At 28.1% G+C, this 16,519-nt stretch carries 10 protein-coding genes; 1 reads left to right on the top strand and 9 read right to left on the bottom strand.

Annotation, left to right across the window (positions count from 1 at the left end; genetic code table 11):
* Position 1: 1 nt before the first annotated feature.
* From BM119_RS03630 to BM119_RS03620, 3 genes are all read right to left on the bottom strand, one after another.
* Positions 2-1,651, bottom strand: a complete 1,650-nt coding sequence (locus BM119_RS03630; protein WP_090038991.1) for an ABC transporter permease — start codon at positions 1,649-1,651, stop codon at positions 2-4.
* Positions 1,651-2,688 carry an ABC transporter substrate-binding protein gene (locus tag BM119_RS03625; RefSeq protein ID WP_090038989.1) on the bottom strand — a complete coding sequence of 346 codons (1,038 nt, stop codon included), beginning with the start codon at positions 2,686-2,688 and terminating at the stop codon, positions 1,651-1,653. The genes BM119_RS03630 and BM119_RS03625 overlap by 1 nt, the downstream gene beginning before the upstream one ends.
* Before the next feature lie 190 nt (positions 2,689-2,878).
* Positions 2,879-3,385 (bottom strand): flavodoxin family protein, encoded by a 507-nt coding sequence (locus tag BM119_RS03620; protein ID WP_090038987.1) that lies wholly within the window; start codon positions 3,383-3,385, stop codon positions 2,879-2,881.
* Positions 3,386-3,709: 324 nt separating this feature from the next.
* Here BM119_RS03620 and BM119_RS03615 point away from each other — a divergent pair, with 324 nt between their 5' ends.
* Entirely contained in the window at positions 3,710-3,979 is a 270-nt protein-coding gene (locus BM119_RS03615) for a late competence development ComFB family protein (protein ID WP_090038986.1), read from the top strand.
* A 77-nt stretch (positions 3,980-4,056) separates the two neighbouring features.
* Here the strand turns inward: BM119_RS03615 and BM119_RS03610 are convergent, their stop codons facing one another.
* The 6 genes from BM119_RS03610 to BM119_RS03585 form a co-directional block, all read right to left on the bottom strand.
* Positions 4,057-4,692 carry an undecaprenyl diphosphate synthase family protein gene (locus BM119_RS03610; RefSeq protein ID WP_090038984.1) on the bottom strand — a complete coding sequence of 212 codons (636 nt, stop codon included), beginning with the start codon at positions 4,690-4,692 and terminating at the stop codon, positions 4,057-4,059.
* Positions 4,693-4,823: 131 nt separating this feature from the next.
* A complete protein-coding gene (gene glpT / locus BM119_RS03605) occupies positions 4,824-6,161 on the bottom strand; it encodes a glycerol-3-phosphate transporter (protein WP_090038982.1) in 1,338 nt (445 codons plus the stop codon).
* Between the two features lie 1,012 nt (positions 6,162-7,173).
* On the bottom strand, positions 7,174-8,568 hold the full coding sequence (locus BM119_RS03600) for a peptide MFS transporter (protein WP_090038981.1): 1,395 nt from the start codon (positions 8,566-8,568) through the stop codon (positions 7,174-7,176).
* A gap of 591 nt (positions 8,569-9,159) precedes the next feature.
* Positions 9,160-10,554: a peptide MFS transporter gene (locus BM119_RS03595; RefSeq protein WP_090038979.1), complete on the bottom strand. Its 1,395-nt coding sequence runs from the start codon at positions 10,552-10,554 to the stop codon at positions 9,160-9,162.
* A gap of 474 nt (positions 10,555-11,028) precedes the next feature.
* Positions 11,029-11,757, bottom strand: coding sequence for an HAD-IB family hydrolase (locus BM119_RS03590; protein WP_090038978.1), 729 nt, complete (start codon positions 11,755-11,757; stop codon positions 11,029-11,031).
* A 488-nt stretch (positions 11,758-12,245) separates the two neighbouring features.
* Positions 12,246-16,469, bottom strand: coding sequence for an acyl-CoA dehydratase activase-related protein (locus tag BM119_RS03585; RefSeq protein WP_090038976.1), 4,224 nt, complete (start codon positions 16,467-16,469; stop codon positions 12,246-12,248).
* Positions 16,470-16,519: the final 50 nt, after the last annotated feature.

Raw genomic sequence — 16,519 nt, 5'->3', positions numbered from 1 at the left:
GCTAATATTCCTCATTTCTTAAAACTAATTTTGAAAAGCCAATATTTATTAAAAGAGTTATTATTATTATGATAGATGAAATAGCTCCTGCAACACCATAATTCCCTCCATTTATAGCCTCAAACAAATCAATGGTAGCAACCTTTTGACCTGGATATATAAGAAAAATTACAGCACCTAACGTTGTCATAGTAGCTGTAAAATTATTTATAAAGCCTACAATAAACGCTGATTTTACATTAGGAAAAATCATGTCCTTTAAGATATAAAACTTATTAGCTCCCAAATCCTTAGCACTATATTCCATATCCCTATTAATTTGACTTAATGAAGCAGAGGTTGTCTTTGTAACCATTGGTAACTGTTTAAAAATACAGTTTAATACAACTATAAATGCTGTACCTGTTAATGCTAATGGTTCACTATTAAAAGCTAAAATGTATCCTATTCCAAAGAATGTTCCAGGTATTATATAAGGTATAGTTACAATAAAGTCTATTATTTTTCTTCCCCTTATTTTTCTTCTCTCCATGTAATAAGAAATTATCATTCCTATAAAAGTGCCAATTATACCTGTAATTAATCCATATATAATACTTCTTATTATTGATGAAGCATTATACTCTTTTAAATATTTAATATATTCAAATGTAAAACTAGTTTTTCCATAGCTAAATTTAGTTATGGCTGATAAAAATATGGTTAAATATTGAACAATCATAACAACTACAAATAAATATGTGATTATCCTGAATATTATTAATACTATACCTTTAAATTTAAAATCTACAGTATTAGAAGTCACTTTTTCATTATAAGTATTATTTGCAGTTTTCATATACATTCTATATGGTATAAATATTAAAATAGTAGGAACAAGTATTAAAATATTCATAGCTGCGGCCATAGGTAAATCTCCTTGAGCTATTATTTTTAGATATATTTCTGTAGCCAAAGTGTTAAAAGCACCTCCTATGGTCATTGGAGTTCCAAAATCTGATAATGATCTTATAAAAGTAAGTAAGGAACATACTATTATACTAGGAGCCATTAAAGGTAATAATACCCTCCTAAATGTATACAAAACACTAGCCCCTAAATCTCTTGAAGATTGTAGAAGACTCTTATTTATGTTCTTTATAAATCCTAAAATCATTAACGAATTTAATGATATAAAACCTAAGCTTTGCATAGATACAATCCCTTGCCATCCATATGGATTTATATTTAATTTTAAAATTTTATATGTTATAAATCCTCTTCTTCCAAAAAGTTGTATGTATGCTAATGATGATACAAAAGGAGGTGAAATCATTGTAAGCATAAGTATTAACATAAGAATTTTTTTTGTTCTATTGTTAGAAAAATATACGTATGTGGAAATTACAATTGAAAACACTGTAGATATTATTGTAGTAATCGTAGCCACAAACAAACTATTATAAATCAATTTTTTGTTATTAGTAAAAATATTCTTATATAAATCTAAAGTGAATTTCCCATTTAGAAATAAACTTTTACTAATAACCGCTATAACAGGCCAAAGTATAAATAAAACTATTAATGATATAATTAAAACTATTAAAACCTTATCAAAAAAACCACAAAAACGGGTACCTAAATTAGGTACCCTTTTATTTTTATTCCTCATTATTTATCTCCTGCAAGTTTATTCCATTTATCTAAAACTTCAGTTCTTTGAGATCCAAATAAAGATAAATCTTCCTTAAGAAGCTTTGAATTATCTATATTTAATTCAACCCCTTGTAAATTTGGTTTTACTAGTTTTAATGTACCCTTTTTATCAAGTTCAACTATTTGTTTTAAGTTTTCATCTTTATAAACCCATTGTAAGAATGTTTTTGCATTTTCTAAATTAGCTGCATTTTTAAATACTGCAACTCCATCTGGCATCCAAGGAATACCATCCTCAGGATATATTAATTTTACATTTTTCTCTTTTTCCATGCCTTCTAATGCAGTATCTAAGTAAGTTATTCCTATGGCTCTTTCCCCTGCAACTACCTTTTTCCATGGATCTGCTCCTCTTTTATCATAAAAAGGTATATTCTTATTTAAATCACTTAAATATTTCCATCCTTCTTCATTTCCCATATTTTGAAGAATACCATTAACAACTGCATAGTTTGTCCCTGATACAGCAGGATTAGACATAGCTATTTCATCTTTATATATAGGATTTGATAAGTCCTTCCATGTTTTAGGCTCAGGTAAATTTTTCTCTTGTAGTATATCCTTATTTACTATAAACCCTACTACAGTAAGCCCCTTACTAAACCAATAATTATCATCATCTTTAAATTCACTAGATATATCTTCTGCACCATCAAATTCACATTGTTCTAGTAATCCCTTATCTTTTGCCTTCATGAAAGCATCTACCCCTCCACCAAACCAAAAATCTGCCATAGGCTTATTTCCTTCAGCTTCTATTCTAGATATTACTTCCCCTGACGACATAGATAGATACTCCGTTTTTATTCCTGTTTCTTCAGTGAACTTGTCAAAAAGCTTTTTATAATCATCTGAAGTTGCAACTATTTTTAAATTCCCATCTTTTTTACTTACCTTAGCATTATCTTTTGAGGTACCTTGAGAACAAGCACCCATTCCTAAAGATAGCGTAGCAGCTAAAGCAATACCTAATATTTTTTTAATCCTTTTCATTGGTATCCCCCACTCTCATTTGTTAACAATAATGTAACATATTTTGAGGAAATATTCACCTTCTATAGATATATCAAATAGTTATCTATAGCTCTATTTGTATTTCAAATAGAAAATCATTTACCTATCTTTAAATTCCAAGACTTTCCCAACAAATTTATTCCAAATTTTTTAAGTACACTAAAAAACTCTATTTTTCTTTATTGACTTTTATATCCTCTATCCATTTAATCACTTTACGTTTATTAATGTCCAAAGAATTCTTTAAAGGATCTTTAAAATCTATTGTAGAAATTATTTTATTATTTCCCCCTAAAAATTTTTCGTATTCTTTAACGGATTTTCCAACCCCTCCGCCTCCATGACAACAAAATAAGTAAATATTTTTATTTTCTATTTTATTATCTTTAATAAATGTTTTTATTGCTGGAGCAAAATTACCAGCCCAAATAGGAGTTCCTATAAATAATGTATCATATTTAGTTAAATTTACTTTATATGGCATAAGTTCCGGAGATTCATTTGTAAAAATTTGTTTTCCTCCCCAAAAATACTTAGCTAATTTCATGCTATCACTCTTTAAATCTTTTATAGGTTTAAGTTGAAGAATATTGCATTTTAGTTCTTCTTGAATTTGTTCTGCAATAAATTTTGTATTGCCATCTAAGCTATAATATACAACTAACTGATTATTCATATTAACACCTCAAAATATAAATTTATTTCTTAATTTTAGGTTATACTTTCCTTAACTTCAAGTCAATGTTTATATCTATATTATTAGTTTAAAATTAGATTTTCGTAATGCATTCCATTTTGAACAAAAACTTATCTTAAACTAAAAATCCCCTCATTAACATATACTTGAAGTGATTTTGACTATATGTTAAAATTTAACTATATATATTATATTTAATATGTTCAACATTGACTTATTATTAAATATTTAATAATAATCTTTTATCTTATAAAAATTCACTACAAACTTTGTTGAATAAATATATTTAGAAAGTGTGATTTCATGATTAAAAATTATATGGAGTATCTAGTTGAAGATTTTCTTTCTACAATCTGGGATAATAATAAACTTAACATGTGTACTTGTGAAAAATGTAAAGACGATGTAATGTCTTTAGCCCTGAATAATTTAAAACCCCACTATGTTTCTTCTTCTGAAGGAGAGTTATTTACTAAGGTTGAAAGTTTAAAGCAACAGACAATTACAGATGTTGTATCATCAGTTACTAATGCAATAGAAATTGTTAAAAAAAATCAGCGCCATAATTGTTAAAAAATTAGTTAAGGGTATGAAAATTAATGTATGTTACACTATTCTTCATACCTTTATTTTACTTCCTAACTATATTATTAACCACCCAATGTAACATCTTGCTCATCGTACCACTTTAAAGCTTCATATACATGGTCCTCTTTGAAATCTGGCCAGTAATCATCAATTACATAAAAATCAGAATATACAGATTGAACTGGCAAAAATCCACTTAATCTTCTTCTGCCTCCCCAACGTATTATTAAATCTATTCTGGATATATCCTTAGATTTAAGTTTATCCACAACCTTGTTTCCATCATTTAATGCTAATTTTTCCAAATCCCAAGCCCACCCATAGTTGACTAAGAAATTAACCTTGATACTTCCTTTTCCAAATTTTTTTCTCGTAGTGTATGGTTTTAACTCTTTAGGAAACATATTTGATTCTGTGTTTCCTAATACTAATAACTCTGCATCCTCATTTGATAAAAGTTTTACTGCATTTATACATGCTTCAGTAAAAGCTAATCTTTGTTCCTTAGGTCTTTTGGTATTATCAGTAGTAAACCCATAATATGTTATCTCATTAACCCCAATTTCTTTACAAGCTTTAAAAAGTTTTAAACCTGGATCTAACCCTAAATCATATCCTTCAGATTTATCTAATCCATTTCTTAACGCCCATCTTCTATTTCCATCTGGAATAATTCCAATATGTTTTGGTAATCTCATAATACACTCCTCGTTTTGCCATAAAATTATTAATACTATTTATATATTATTACCTAAATTTATGACTTTAATCCCATTTACATTAAGTATTATAAGAAAAAAGCTGTATCTATTAAGATACAGCTTTTAGTTTAAGCAGTTACTTCATTCTTATTATTATCCTCTGATCTGTCATGAACATTCCATGTGAAAGCCAAGAAAACTATTGCTAAAACCGATGATATCATTAAAGTTATAAATCCACCATCCCAGCTAAACTTATCGACTATAGCTCCCATAGCTAATTCAGCTAAAACTTGTCCACCCATATAACCAAATAATCCTGTGAATCCAGCTGCAGTACCTGCTGCCTTTTTAGGAACAAGGTCTAATGCACTAACCCCTATAAGCATAACTGGTCCATATATTAATGCTCCAATTGAAGCTAATGCACAATTTATTGCTAGCATACTTGTACTTTTCCAGTATACAAAAGTTGCTATACCAACTCCAATCATACAAAATACTCCTACTGGTGCACGTCTTCCGTGAAAAACCTTATCACTAATCCATCCAACTAATATAGTTCCTGGTATTGCTGCATATTCAAATAACGCAAATGCAATTGATGAATCTTTAGGATTAAAATGTCTAACTTCTTGTAAGTATGTTGGTACCCAGTTTATGACACCATATCTAACTAGATAAACGAATACGTTAGATATAGCAATAAACCATAAATATTTGTTATTTAAAACATATTTAAATAATATTTCTTTTCCTGAAAGTTCTTTCTCTCTATCTTCTACTACTACTTCTGGATAATCATCCATATATTCTTCTATTGGTGGTAATCCTACTGATTGCGGTGTATCCTTTGCAAATACTATAAATAATATTCCACCAACTATTGCAATTATTGAAGGCAAATAAAATGCACCTTTCCAACTTCCAAATACTGATACTCCTATTAAAACTACTGTTGCTATAAATCCACCACCTACATTATGAGCAGTGTTCCATACAGACATCTTAATTCCACGTTCCTTATCTGAAAACCAGTGAGTCATTACTCTTCCACATGGAGGCCATCCCATTCCCTGAAACCATCCATTTAATAACATTAATATAAACATCATACCTATTCCATTTGCATTAGGTATGAATAAGTTTACTATTCCAGATAATATAAGTCCTATGGCTAAAAAGTATCTTGGATTAGATCTATCCGATAAATTTCCCATTACAAATTTGCTTATTCCATAAGCTAATCCTAGAGCTGACGCTACAAAACCGATTTCAGTTTTGGTAAAACCTTGTTCAATTAAATATACCTTTGCTAGTGAAAAATTACTTCTTACAAAATAATAAATAAGATAACCGATATAAATGCTTATAAATGTTTGTATACGATATCTTTTATAAGCTGATGGTATTTTTTCTTCTGACATCCTCTCTATATGAGGCGCTGGCTTTAAAAAATTTAACATAAATTATCCCCTCTTTAACTTAAAATATAAATAAAACTAATTTTGTAAATATTGCTTTGACTTTTATGGTGTTTTTATTACTATAAGGTTAAATTTCTTCATTTGTATTTGTTATTTTTAATATACTTTTATACCATTACTATCAATAAATTTCTTAAATTAGAAACAATCACTGTTATTAGCCTAGATAAATTATTCTAAGCTTCACCTGAAGAATTATAAAACTTCCATTTAAAACTAAGAATCATTTCATATTAAACTGTGGTTTTAAGTACTTAAATTTTAAATATATTAAAAATTCATACAAAAAGTCTGCCCTATTTCTGGCGCAAAAAAACCTTAATGTAAAAAGAATATTAAAATATATAAAATTATGTATTAGGATAACCAAACACATATGTTATACCTTTTCAATTCTTCTTAAATTAAGGCTCTCTAAATCTCCGCCATAAATTTTGAATTTATTTATGTTTACATATTATCACCTTTTTTTGGTTAATTCAATATTTTTCACCATTATTTTTGAAAATCATACCATTTAAGAGTTTATATGAGAATTATAGGTATATTTTATGTATTTGACCTATTTTAAAGAAGTTTAAGTTATTTTATGTATATTTAAAACTTTTTTTTACATTTTATCTATAAAGTTTAACTATTTATTTAATAAATTAAAAATCTCAAACCATTCCTATGTTTTAATATAAGTAATTTCTTTCATATGAAATTATATATAAGTACTTTAACTTTTATATAATACTTATTTCTATGATGAACCTTTTTAATTCAGAGATAACCTTAACTCAATAACTTCCTACACTATTCTATATAAATTCTCCTAAACTTTAACTGGATTAATCTATTTAATAAAACTACATCTAAATCTAAAAAATCTTTTTAACCCTAGGTTTTATCAGAATTATAGAATATCAAAAATCCTATAATTTCCTATACAATAAAAAAATATAGGATAAGTATTAACTACTTATCCTATATACTAATTAATCTTTATTTAATCCATTTTAGTCATACTCTCAAGTTTCTTATTACATGCTATCATCAATAATGCTGAAACAACAAGTATAACAGGAATAGCTACAAATACTTGCATTCTTCCCATTGTTTCAACTAGTCCTTGTACATATCCAGCTAATTTATTAGCTGCAAATGTTCCAAATGTCCAAGATCCCATTAATAATGATAAATATTTTGCTGGTGCAAGTTTACTTACTACTGATGATCCTATTGGCGAGAAACACATTTCTCCCAATGTTTGAAAAACAACAAAGAATATAATCCAAAGGATGCTTGCTTTAATTGCTGAATCATCGCTTCCATGTCTAGACATTTCAGCTCCAACCATAAACAAGAACCCAACTCCTAATAATATACATCCTAATCCAATTTTTTGTGCCATACTCAAATCGCCTCTCTTTGACTTAGCTAACTTACCCCATACTATAGCCATAAGAGGAGATAATCCTATACACATTAAACCATTTATAGCATCTATCCAGTTTACTGGAATTTCAAAACTACCTACTTTAAGATCTATAAAATCTTTCATATATAATGCAATTGAATATCCAGCTTGATTATATGCAAACCAGAAAATTACTGTAAAAAATATTAATATTAATATTACTAATACTCTATTTCTTTCTTCATGAGTTAATGGTTCAGTAGATTTATTTTTAGTAACTTCATTTTGTTCTCCATGAAGCATTTTATTAGGTACCTTTCCAGCATCACCTAAATGCCTCATAGTTAATACAAAGAATATTCCTGATACTAGTGTTAACACTGCAGATAACAAAAATACTTCTCTATATCCATATTGAACAAGTTGTCCACCTGATTTTTGGGCAAATAAACCAGTAACAAATATACCTGTAAGTAATGGTCCAAAGAATGCACCAACATTTACAAATGAATACTGTACAGAAAAGGCCATATCTTTTCTTGGATCATTTTTGTCATATAATTCTCCAAGTAAAGAATTCAGATTTCCTTTAAAGAATCCTGTTCCTATTGATATTAATATTATCATTGCATAAATCCAACCTACGCTAGTTGCAAAATATCCCAGAGCATATCCAGCCGCCATAATAAATGATCCTATTATAACGCACATCCTAGGTCCAATCCATCTGTCAGCAATTATTCCTCCTATGATTGGTGCTAAATAAGTCCATGCTGCTAAGTTTGCTGCTATTACAGCTGCATCAGCTTTTCCTACACCTAATCCGCCTTTTGCTACTGTTTCTGCTAAAAAAAGTAACAACAAAGTTTTACTACCATAAAAGGCGAATCTTTCAAATGCTACTGTGAATCCACAAACATACAATCCTTTAGGATGTTTTTGTTTTTGTGTACTTACTTGTGTTGTTGTGTTTGGTGTACTCATTAATTTCCCCCCTAAATTTTAAACTTATAAATGCTCTAAATTAATATTGTAAATAAAAAATATACTATTGCTTTTTGTTGATTTCTACATAAAAAATCCCTTTAATAAATCATTCAAGAAATCGTTTCCACATAAATACTTTTAGAATTAATCTAAATATTTAGATAATAACAATTTCTTGTATATGCTTTTATTTAAGGAATAACTTATATATAACATATCTTTTGTAAAAATAATTCTTATATTTAATTAAAGAACATTTATTTAACACCTTAATTTTACATTAATGTATTATGTTTATAATAATACTACTGTTTTCTTATTTTTTCAATATTAATTTTTTATAATTTATATTTTTATAAATTTATCAAAGAAAAAGTTCCTTTTTCTTATATTCTACTAATATTATCCCATGTATATATTTTACATTTGTTCTTAAAATCCTTCTTTTATCATTATTTTTTTAATATTAGTAGAATAGATTTTTATGAACTTTGGTTTTAATTTTTTCACAATGACTATTTTTAAAATTATTATTATATAAAAAAATAGGATGAACATTAGTTCATCCCATTTAATATAAAATTATTATTATTCCATTTTAGTCATTTCTTCAAGCTTTTTATTGCAAGCTATCATTAACAGTGCTGATACAACAAGTATAACAGGAATAGCTATAAATACTTGCATTCTTCCCATTGTCTCCATTATTCCTTGTACATATCCAGCTAACTTATTTGCAACAAAAGTTCCAATAGTCCAAGATCCCATTAATAGTGATAAGTATTTTGCTGGTGCAAGTTTACTTACTACTGATGATCCTATTGGTGAAAAACACATTTCTCCTAATGTTTGGAATACCATAAAAAATAAAATCCATAATATACTTGCTTTAACTCCTTGATCATCGCTTCCGCCTCTTGACATCTCTGCTCCAACCATGAATAAAAATCCTAATCCTAGTAGTATACATCCTAATCCAATCTTTTGAGCCATGCTTAAGTCGCCTCTCTTAGAGTTAGCTAACTTCTCCCATATTATAGCCATAACTGGAGATAATCCTATACACATTAACCCATTTATAGCATCTACCCAGTTTACTGGAACTTCAAATCCACCTACATTAAGATTAACGAAATCTTTCATATATAAAGCTATAGATGAACCTGCTTGGTTATAAGCAAACCAGAAAATTACTGTAAAGAATATTAAAATCATTATAACTTTAACTCTTTGTTTTTCTTGATGAGTTAATGGTTCATTTGATTTACTTTCTTCTCCAATGTTTTCATGTCCTTGAAGCTTACAGTTCGGCACTTTTCCTACATCACCTAAATATTTCATAGTTAATATAAAGAATATTCCTGATATTAATGTTAGTACTGCTGCCATTAAAAACACTTCTCTATATCCATACTGTATAAGTTGTCCACCTGATTTTGTAGCAAAAATTCCTGTAACAAATATACCTGTAAGTAAAGGTCCTAAAAAAGCTCCTAAGTTAACAAAAGAATATAATATAGAAAATGCCATATCTTTTCTTGAATCCGTTTTATCATACAGTTCTCCAAGTAAAGAGTTAATATTACCTTTAAAGAATCCCGTTCCTATAGATATTAAGATTATCATTGCATGTACCCAAATTACACTTGTTGCAAAATATCCCACCGCATATCCACTTGCCATGATGAATGACCCTATAATAACACACCATCTTGGTCCTATCCATCTATCAGCGATTACTCCGCCAAATATAGGTGCTAAATAAGTCCATGCTGCTAAGTCTGCAGCTATAATGGCTGCATCAGATCTTCCAATACCCAATCCGCCTTTTGCTACTGTTTCTGCTAGAAATAATAACAATAATGTTCTACTTCCGTAAAAAGCAAATCTTTCAAATGCCACAGTAAAACCACAAACATACAATCCCTTGGGATGTTTCTTTTGTTGTGTTCCAACTTGAGTTGTTGTGTTTGGTGTACTCATTTTTCTTCCCCCTTAAATTAGTTTATTTCTATAAACCCTAAGGCTCATATACATTTTAAGTTATCCATATTCATCCTTAATCTTAAGTTACAATATTAATTTTTAAATTTTCAGTACTATGCATTAGTATTATTACTCCATGCATTATTATAATATTATCTTTTTTCTTATATTTCAACAGTTATTTTTTAAAAAACCACTTTTTTTATTAAATTCAAAAAATCAATACGTTTTCTGCTATTTTTTTCTCAAAACATACACTAAACTACATTAAATTATATGGAATTGTTATTTGTGTTTTTTGCTAATTATGAAATTTCAAAAGAATATATTAATCATTTTTAAAAAAAGTGCTAACTTATGAACTCGTTTAGTCCTTGTTATTTTTTTAACCATTATTTTGACAAAAAACAAAAGAAAGCACTAATGTACTTTCTTAACTTTTCTATTATTTAGTTCTTTCTATAAATTTATCTATATAAATTGTATATCATTAATATTTAAATTATAAGTCACATCTTTTCTTTCCACTACAACTTTTATTTTTTCTCTAACTTTTTCATCTTCTATAACCTTTGTCAATAGTTCTTTTGTTGGATTTATACAATATGGTATACCTACTGATTGAAACATAGTAAAATCTCCTGATGTATCCCCATATGCAAAACTATTTTTAAGATCCAAATCATACTTTTCTTTTAATTCAATTATGGCATTTTGTTTACTTTCCGAATCCCACATAGGAATTATTTCTCCTGTATAAGCATCTTTTTCATCTAATAAATATACTGATCCTCTGTAATCATCCATTTTATATTTATTTGACATTTCTCTTACTAATTCAATTGGAGAACCTGATATTGCAATTACTTTATGCCCTTGGTTATGATGCCATTTTATTCTTTCCCTTGTAAATGTATATACTCTATCACCCTTTTGTTCTATTACCTTTTTAGCTATATGCTCTATATTGTGTCTATTCACACCTTTTATAGCTTCTATATATATATCAACCATTTTAAGCAGATAAGTATCATAATCTCCTTGTCTTTTATCCCACTTTATAAATGCTGGTCTAACATCGCTATACCACTTATTTTCTTCCACAAGCTCATACTTTATTATTTTCTTAAAAACCTCTGTTATGAGACCTTCTCTGTATATAGTTCCATCAATATCAAAAAATGCTGCTATATTTCCCATAATTCTCACTCCTTAAATTTTCTATCAATGTATTTTATTCAATTAAACACCTGTGAAATATTTGCAAGAATTTATTCATTTATTTTATTATCATATTATTCACATTCAATTATACGTTTCGTTGTTTTTAATTGTAATTTTTTTCTTTCACTTTACTCTTTTAAAATTCCTACACTAACTTCAATAACATTAATAAATATAAAAAAGACTCTTATATATTCTTTAGAATTTTACAAGTATAAGTATATGTTTTTCCTTATGTATTTATAACTATGTTACATAATACTTCCGTCTTGTAAAAAATGGAATGTAATAGTGTCCTACTAACTCCACAACATGCACTTATTATAGATAACTTCTTCTAAGGTTCAGTAGCTGAACTTGATTCAAGTTTACTCTATAATGCTAAAATCGTCAAATATACATATATTTCTACAAAATAAAATAAGCTTAAGGTTTCTTCATTTTTTAACCTTAAGCTATACTTATTATATTTTATTGAATGCTTTTGATAACATTAATTTAATTCTATTCAGTTGATTTACTTCACTGGCACCCGGATCATATTCTATAGGAACTATATTAAAATCATTATATATTCTTTTTATTTCTTTTATTGCCCCTCTAGCTATAGAATGACTTGGTAAACATCCAAATGGTTGCATACATATTATATTCTTAACGTCCCATTGAAGAAGTTCTATAATTTCACCTGGAAGTTTCCATCCTTCCCCTGATTGGTTCCCTAAAGATATTATTTTGCTTGCATTTAAAGCTATATCTTTTATTTTTTCTGGTGCATTAAATAATTTACTATTTTTTAATGCTCTTATATATACACTTTGATACTTTTCTATAAATTTAATTGTTACTTGTCCTATTAATTTATTAACAAGTTTACCATCTAAATATCTATAATTATATATATTATCATATGAAGTAGATAAAAATAAAGTTAATAAATCATTTGCTACAACCTCAACACCTTCTTTTTCCAATATATCTATAATATTATTATTGGCTACAGGATGAAGTTTAACCAATAATTCTCCAACTATTCCAACTTTAGGTTTATTCACATCTACTCTTGGTAAATTCTCAAACTCTTCTATAATACCTTTTATATTTTTCTCAAAATCTTTTTTACTTTGACTTTCAAAGGATTTTTTACATACATTTGCCCATTTTTCATAAAGTTTATTTGCACTTCCATCTACCTTTTCATATGGTCTTACTCTATATAAAACTTTCGTTAACAAATCACCATATATAACTCCTAATATAAGTTTTTTCATAAGAGTTATATTTAATCCATTTAAGCCTTGTTCTTTTTCGGCTCCTGCCAAACTTAATGATACTATAGGTATATTTTCAAAACCTGAATCTTTTAATGCCTTTTCTAGAACACTTGTATAATTCGTAAATCTGCACTGTCCTTCTGTCTGAGCCAATAAAATCTTTGTATTTTTTATATCAAACTTATTTGATTTAAGTGCTTTTATAATCTGACCTATAACAACTATAGCTGGATAACATGTATCATTATTTACATATTTTAATCCTTCTTCAACTATATCCTCATAATTTTGAAGAATTTCTAAGTTAAAACCATTAATGTTGAATATATGTACTAAAATATCAAAATGTATAGGTGAGAACTGAGGTGCTATTATAGTAGTTCTTAGGTTATTTTTGCTTTCATTCTGATTTAAACTTCTATAATTTTCTTTTATTTCTTCCTTAAAATTATTTCTTTTTCGGTCTTCTATGGCTGCTTTTAGTGATCTAAGCCTTATTCTAGCTGCCCCTAAGTTGCTGCCCTCATCTATTTTTATATTTGTATATATTTTTGACTCTTTATCTAAAATCTCCTGTACCTGTTCAGTGGTAATTGCATCTATACCACATCCAAAAGACGTTAATTGCACTAAATCTATATCACCTCTGTTAGCTATAAAGTTTGAAGATGCATATAATCTTGAATGATAAGCCCATTGATCAACTACTCTAAGTGGATCATTTAATTTTCCTAGGTGGGCCAATGAGTCTTCTGTAAATACAGCCATACTTAAACTATTAATAAGTTTTGGTATTCCGTGGTTTATTTCTGGATCTATGTGATAAGGTCTTCCACCCAAAAGTATTCCTCTAATATTATTCTCTTCTATGTATTTTAAAGTTTCCTCACCTTTTTTTCTTATATCATTTTTAAATTTTTCTTGTTCTTCAAATGCCTTATCAACACTTAAACTTATTTCTTTTTTTGTAATATTAAAAGATTTTAATTCCTCTTCTAATCTTTTTTTAAGTCTGCTTTTATTTCTAAAAGGCAAAAATGGATTCATAAAGCTTATGTTATTTTCCCTTAAAGATTCAATATTGTTTTTAATAACTTCTGGGTAAGAAGTTACTACTGGACAGTTAAAAGAATTTTTAGCATGTTCTTGCTCTTTAACCTCATGTGTTATACAAGGATAAAATATGTTTTTCACACCTTTTTCCACTAAATTTTCTACATGTCCATGTACCATTTTAGCTGGATAACATACTGTTTCAGATGCTATAGACTCTAAACCTTTTTCATATATTTTTTTACTAGATTTATCTGATAAGATAACTCTAAACCCTAAATTATCAAAAAATGTAAACCAAAATGGATAATTTTCATATATATTAAGTACCCTAGGTATTCCCACGACTCCCCTATAGGCCATATCATTATTTAATGGTTTATAATTAAATACTCTTTTATGTTTATATTCATATATATTGGGTATGTTCTTTTTATCATTTTTTATTCCTAATGCTTCATCACATCTATTTCCTGCAATGAATTTCTTATTGTTTCCAAAATCATTTATTGTAAGCATACAATTATTGGAACACTTACCACATCTAGATGTACTATTTTTTATTTTTATATTATCAAGTTCCTCTAAGGTTATAAGAGTTGTACTTATATTTTCCTCATATCTTTCTAGCGCTATTAGGCTTGCCCCAAACGCTCCCATTAAACCTGATATATCAGGTCTAACAACATTTCTTTGTGATAATATTTCAAAGCTTCTAAGTACTGCTTCATTATAAAAAGTTCCACCTTGAACAACTATATTATGGCCTAGCTCCTCTGGATTTCTAAGTTTTATAACCTTATATAAGGTATTTTTCACAACTGAGTAAGCTAGTCCAGCTGAAATGTCATCAACTCCAAACCCCTCTTTTTGTGCTTGCTTAACTTTTGAATTCATAAATACTGTACATTTAGATCCCAAATCTACTGGATTCTTTGCCAAGAGTCCTTTTTTTGCAAATTCTTCTATATCTATTTTCAAAGACTTTGCAAATGCCTGTAAAAAAGATCCACATCCTGCTGAGCATGCTTCATTCAAAGTTATACTTTTTATGCATCCATCTTTTATTTTTAGACATTTCATATCTTGTCCACCTATATCAAGAATAAAGTCCACATTACTATTAAAGAATTTAGCTCCTTTATAATGAGCTATTGTTTCCACCTCTCCTATGTCAATTCCAAAAGCTTCTTTCAACATAGCCTCTCCGTAACCTGTAACGGCTGAATTTACTATTTTTAAATCTTTTGGCATCTTGGTGTAAACATCTCTTATTATACCTATTGTTGATTTTAGAGGACTTCCATCATTGTTTGCATAATGTGAATATAGTATTTCTCCATTTTCGTTTATAACTACTGCTTTTGTTGTTGTTGACCCTGCATCAATTCCTAAGAAACAATCTCCTTTTGAATTCTCTATAGGTTTTCTTTTAATCTTATTTTTGTTATGCCTTTCTATAAACTCTCCATATTCTTTTTTATTTTTAAATAATGGTCTTAATATTGTTTTATTGTTATTTTCTATGTTATTTATATTTTTTAATTTATATAATACCTCATGTATGGTTGTAGTTTTTAAATCATTACAGGATAATGCTGCCCCTAATGATATATACAACTCAGAGTCATTTGGAAAAACAACTTCTTCTTTCTTTAATTTTAAAACTTCAATAAATCTACTTCTAAGTTCTGAAAGAAAAGTAAGTGGCCCCCCTAAAAATGCTACCTTACCTTTTATCGGTCTCCCACAAGCCAAAACACTAATTGTCTGAACAACTACAGCATGAAAAATAGACATAGCTATATCTTCTCTTTTTGCTCCTTCATTAATCAGTGGTTGTATATCTGTTTTAGCAAAAACACCACATCTAGCTGCTATTGGATATATATTTTTATATCCTTTTGCTAGTTCATTTAATCCTGTAGCATCCGTATTTAACAGCCCTGACATTTGATCAATAAATGCTCCAGTTCCACCTGCACATGTACCATTCATTCTTTGCTCTATCCCACCATTTAAATATATAATTTTAGCATCTTCTCCACCCAGTTCTATGACAACATCAGTAGATTCATTATACATTTGTATAGCTTTAGTGCTAGCTATAACTTCTTGAGTAAAATCTACACTTAATTCCTTTGCTAAACTCATTCCTCCTGATCCAGTTATAACCATAGAAATTTTACTATTTTCCCCTATACAATTTATTCCATCTTCCAAACATTTTACAAATGCATTTTTTACATCTGCTAAGTGTCTTCTGTATGTTTTATAAACAATTTCATTTAAATTATTTATAGCTACCATTTTTATAGTTGTAGACCCTATGTCAATTCCTATTCGAAGTAATTTGTCCATTTATGTGCCTCCTTATTCATTTGTCCTATGTCTTTTATATAAAATGATTA

The sequence above is a fragment of the Clostridium frigidicarnis genome, from assembly GCF_900111985.1.
Lineage (GTDB): Bacteria > Bacillota > Clostridia > Clostridiales > Clostridiaceae > Clostridium_Z > Clostridium_Z frigidicarnis.
The sequence above is the reverse complement of the archived record's forward strand: the minus strand, read 5'-3'. Positions and strand labels throughout refer to the sequence as shown.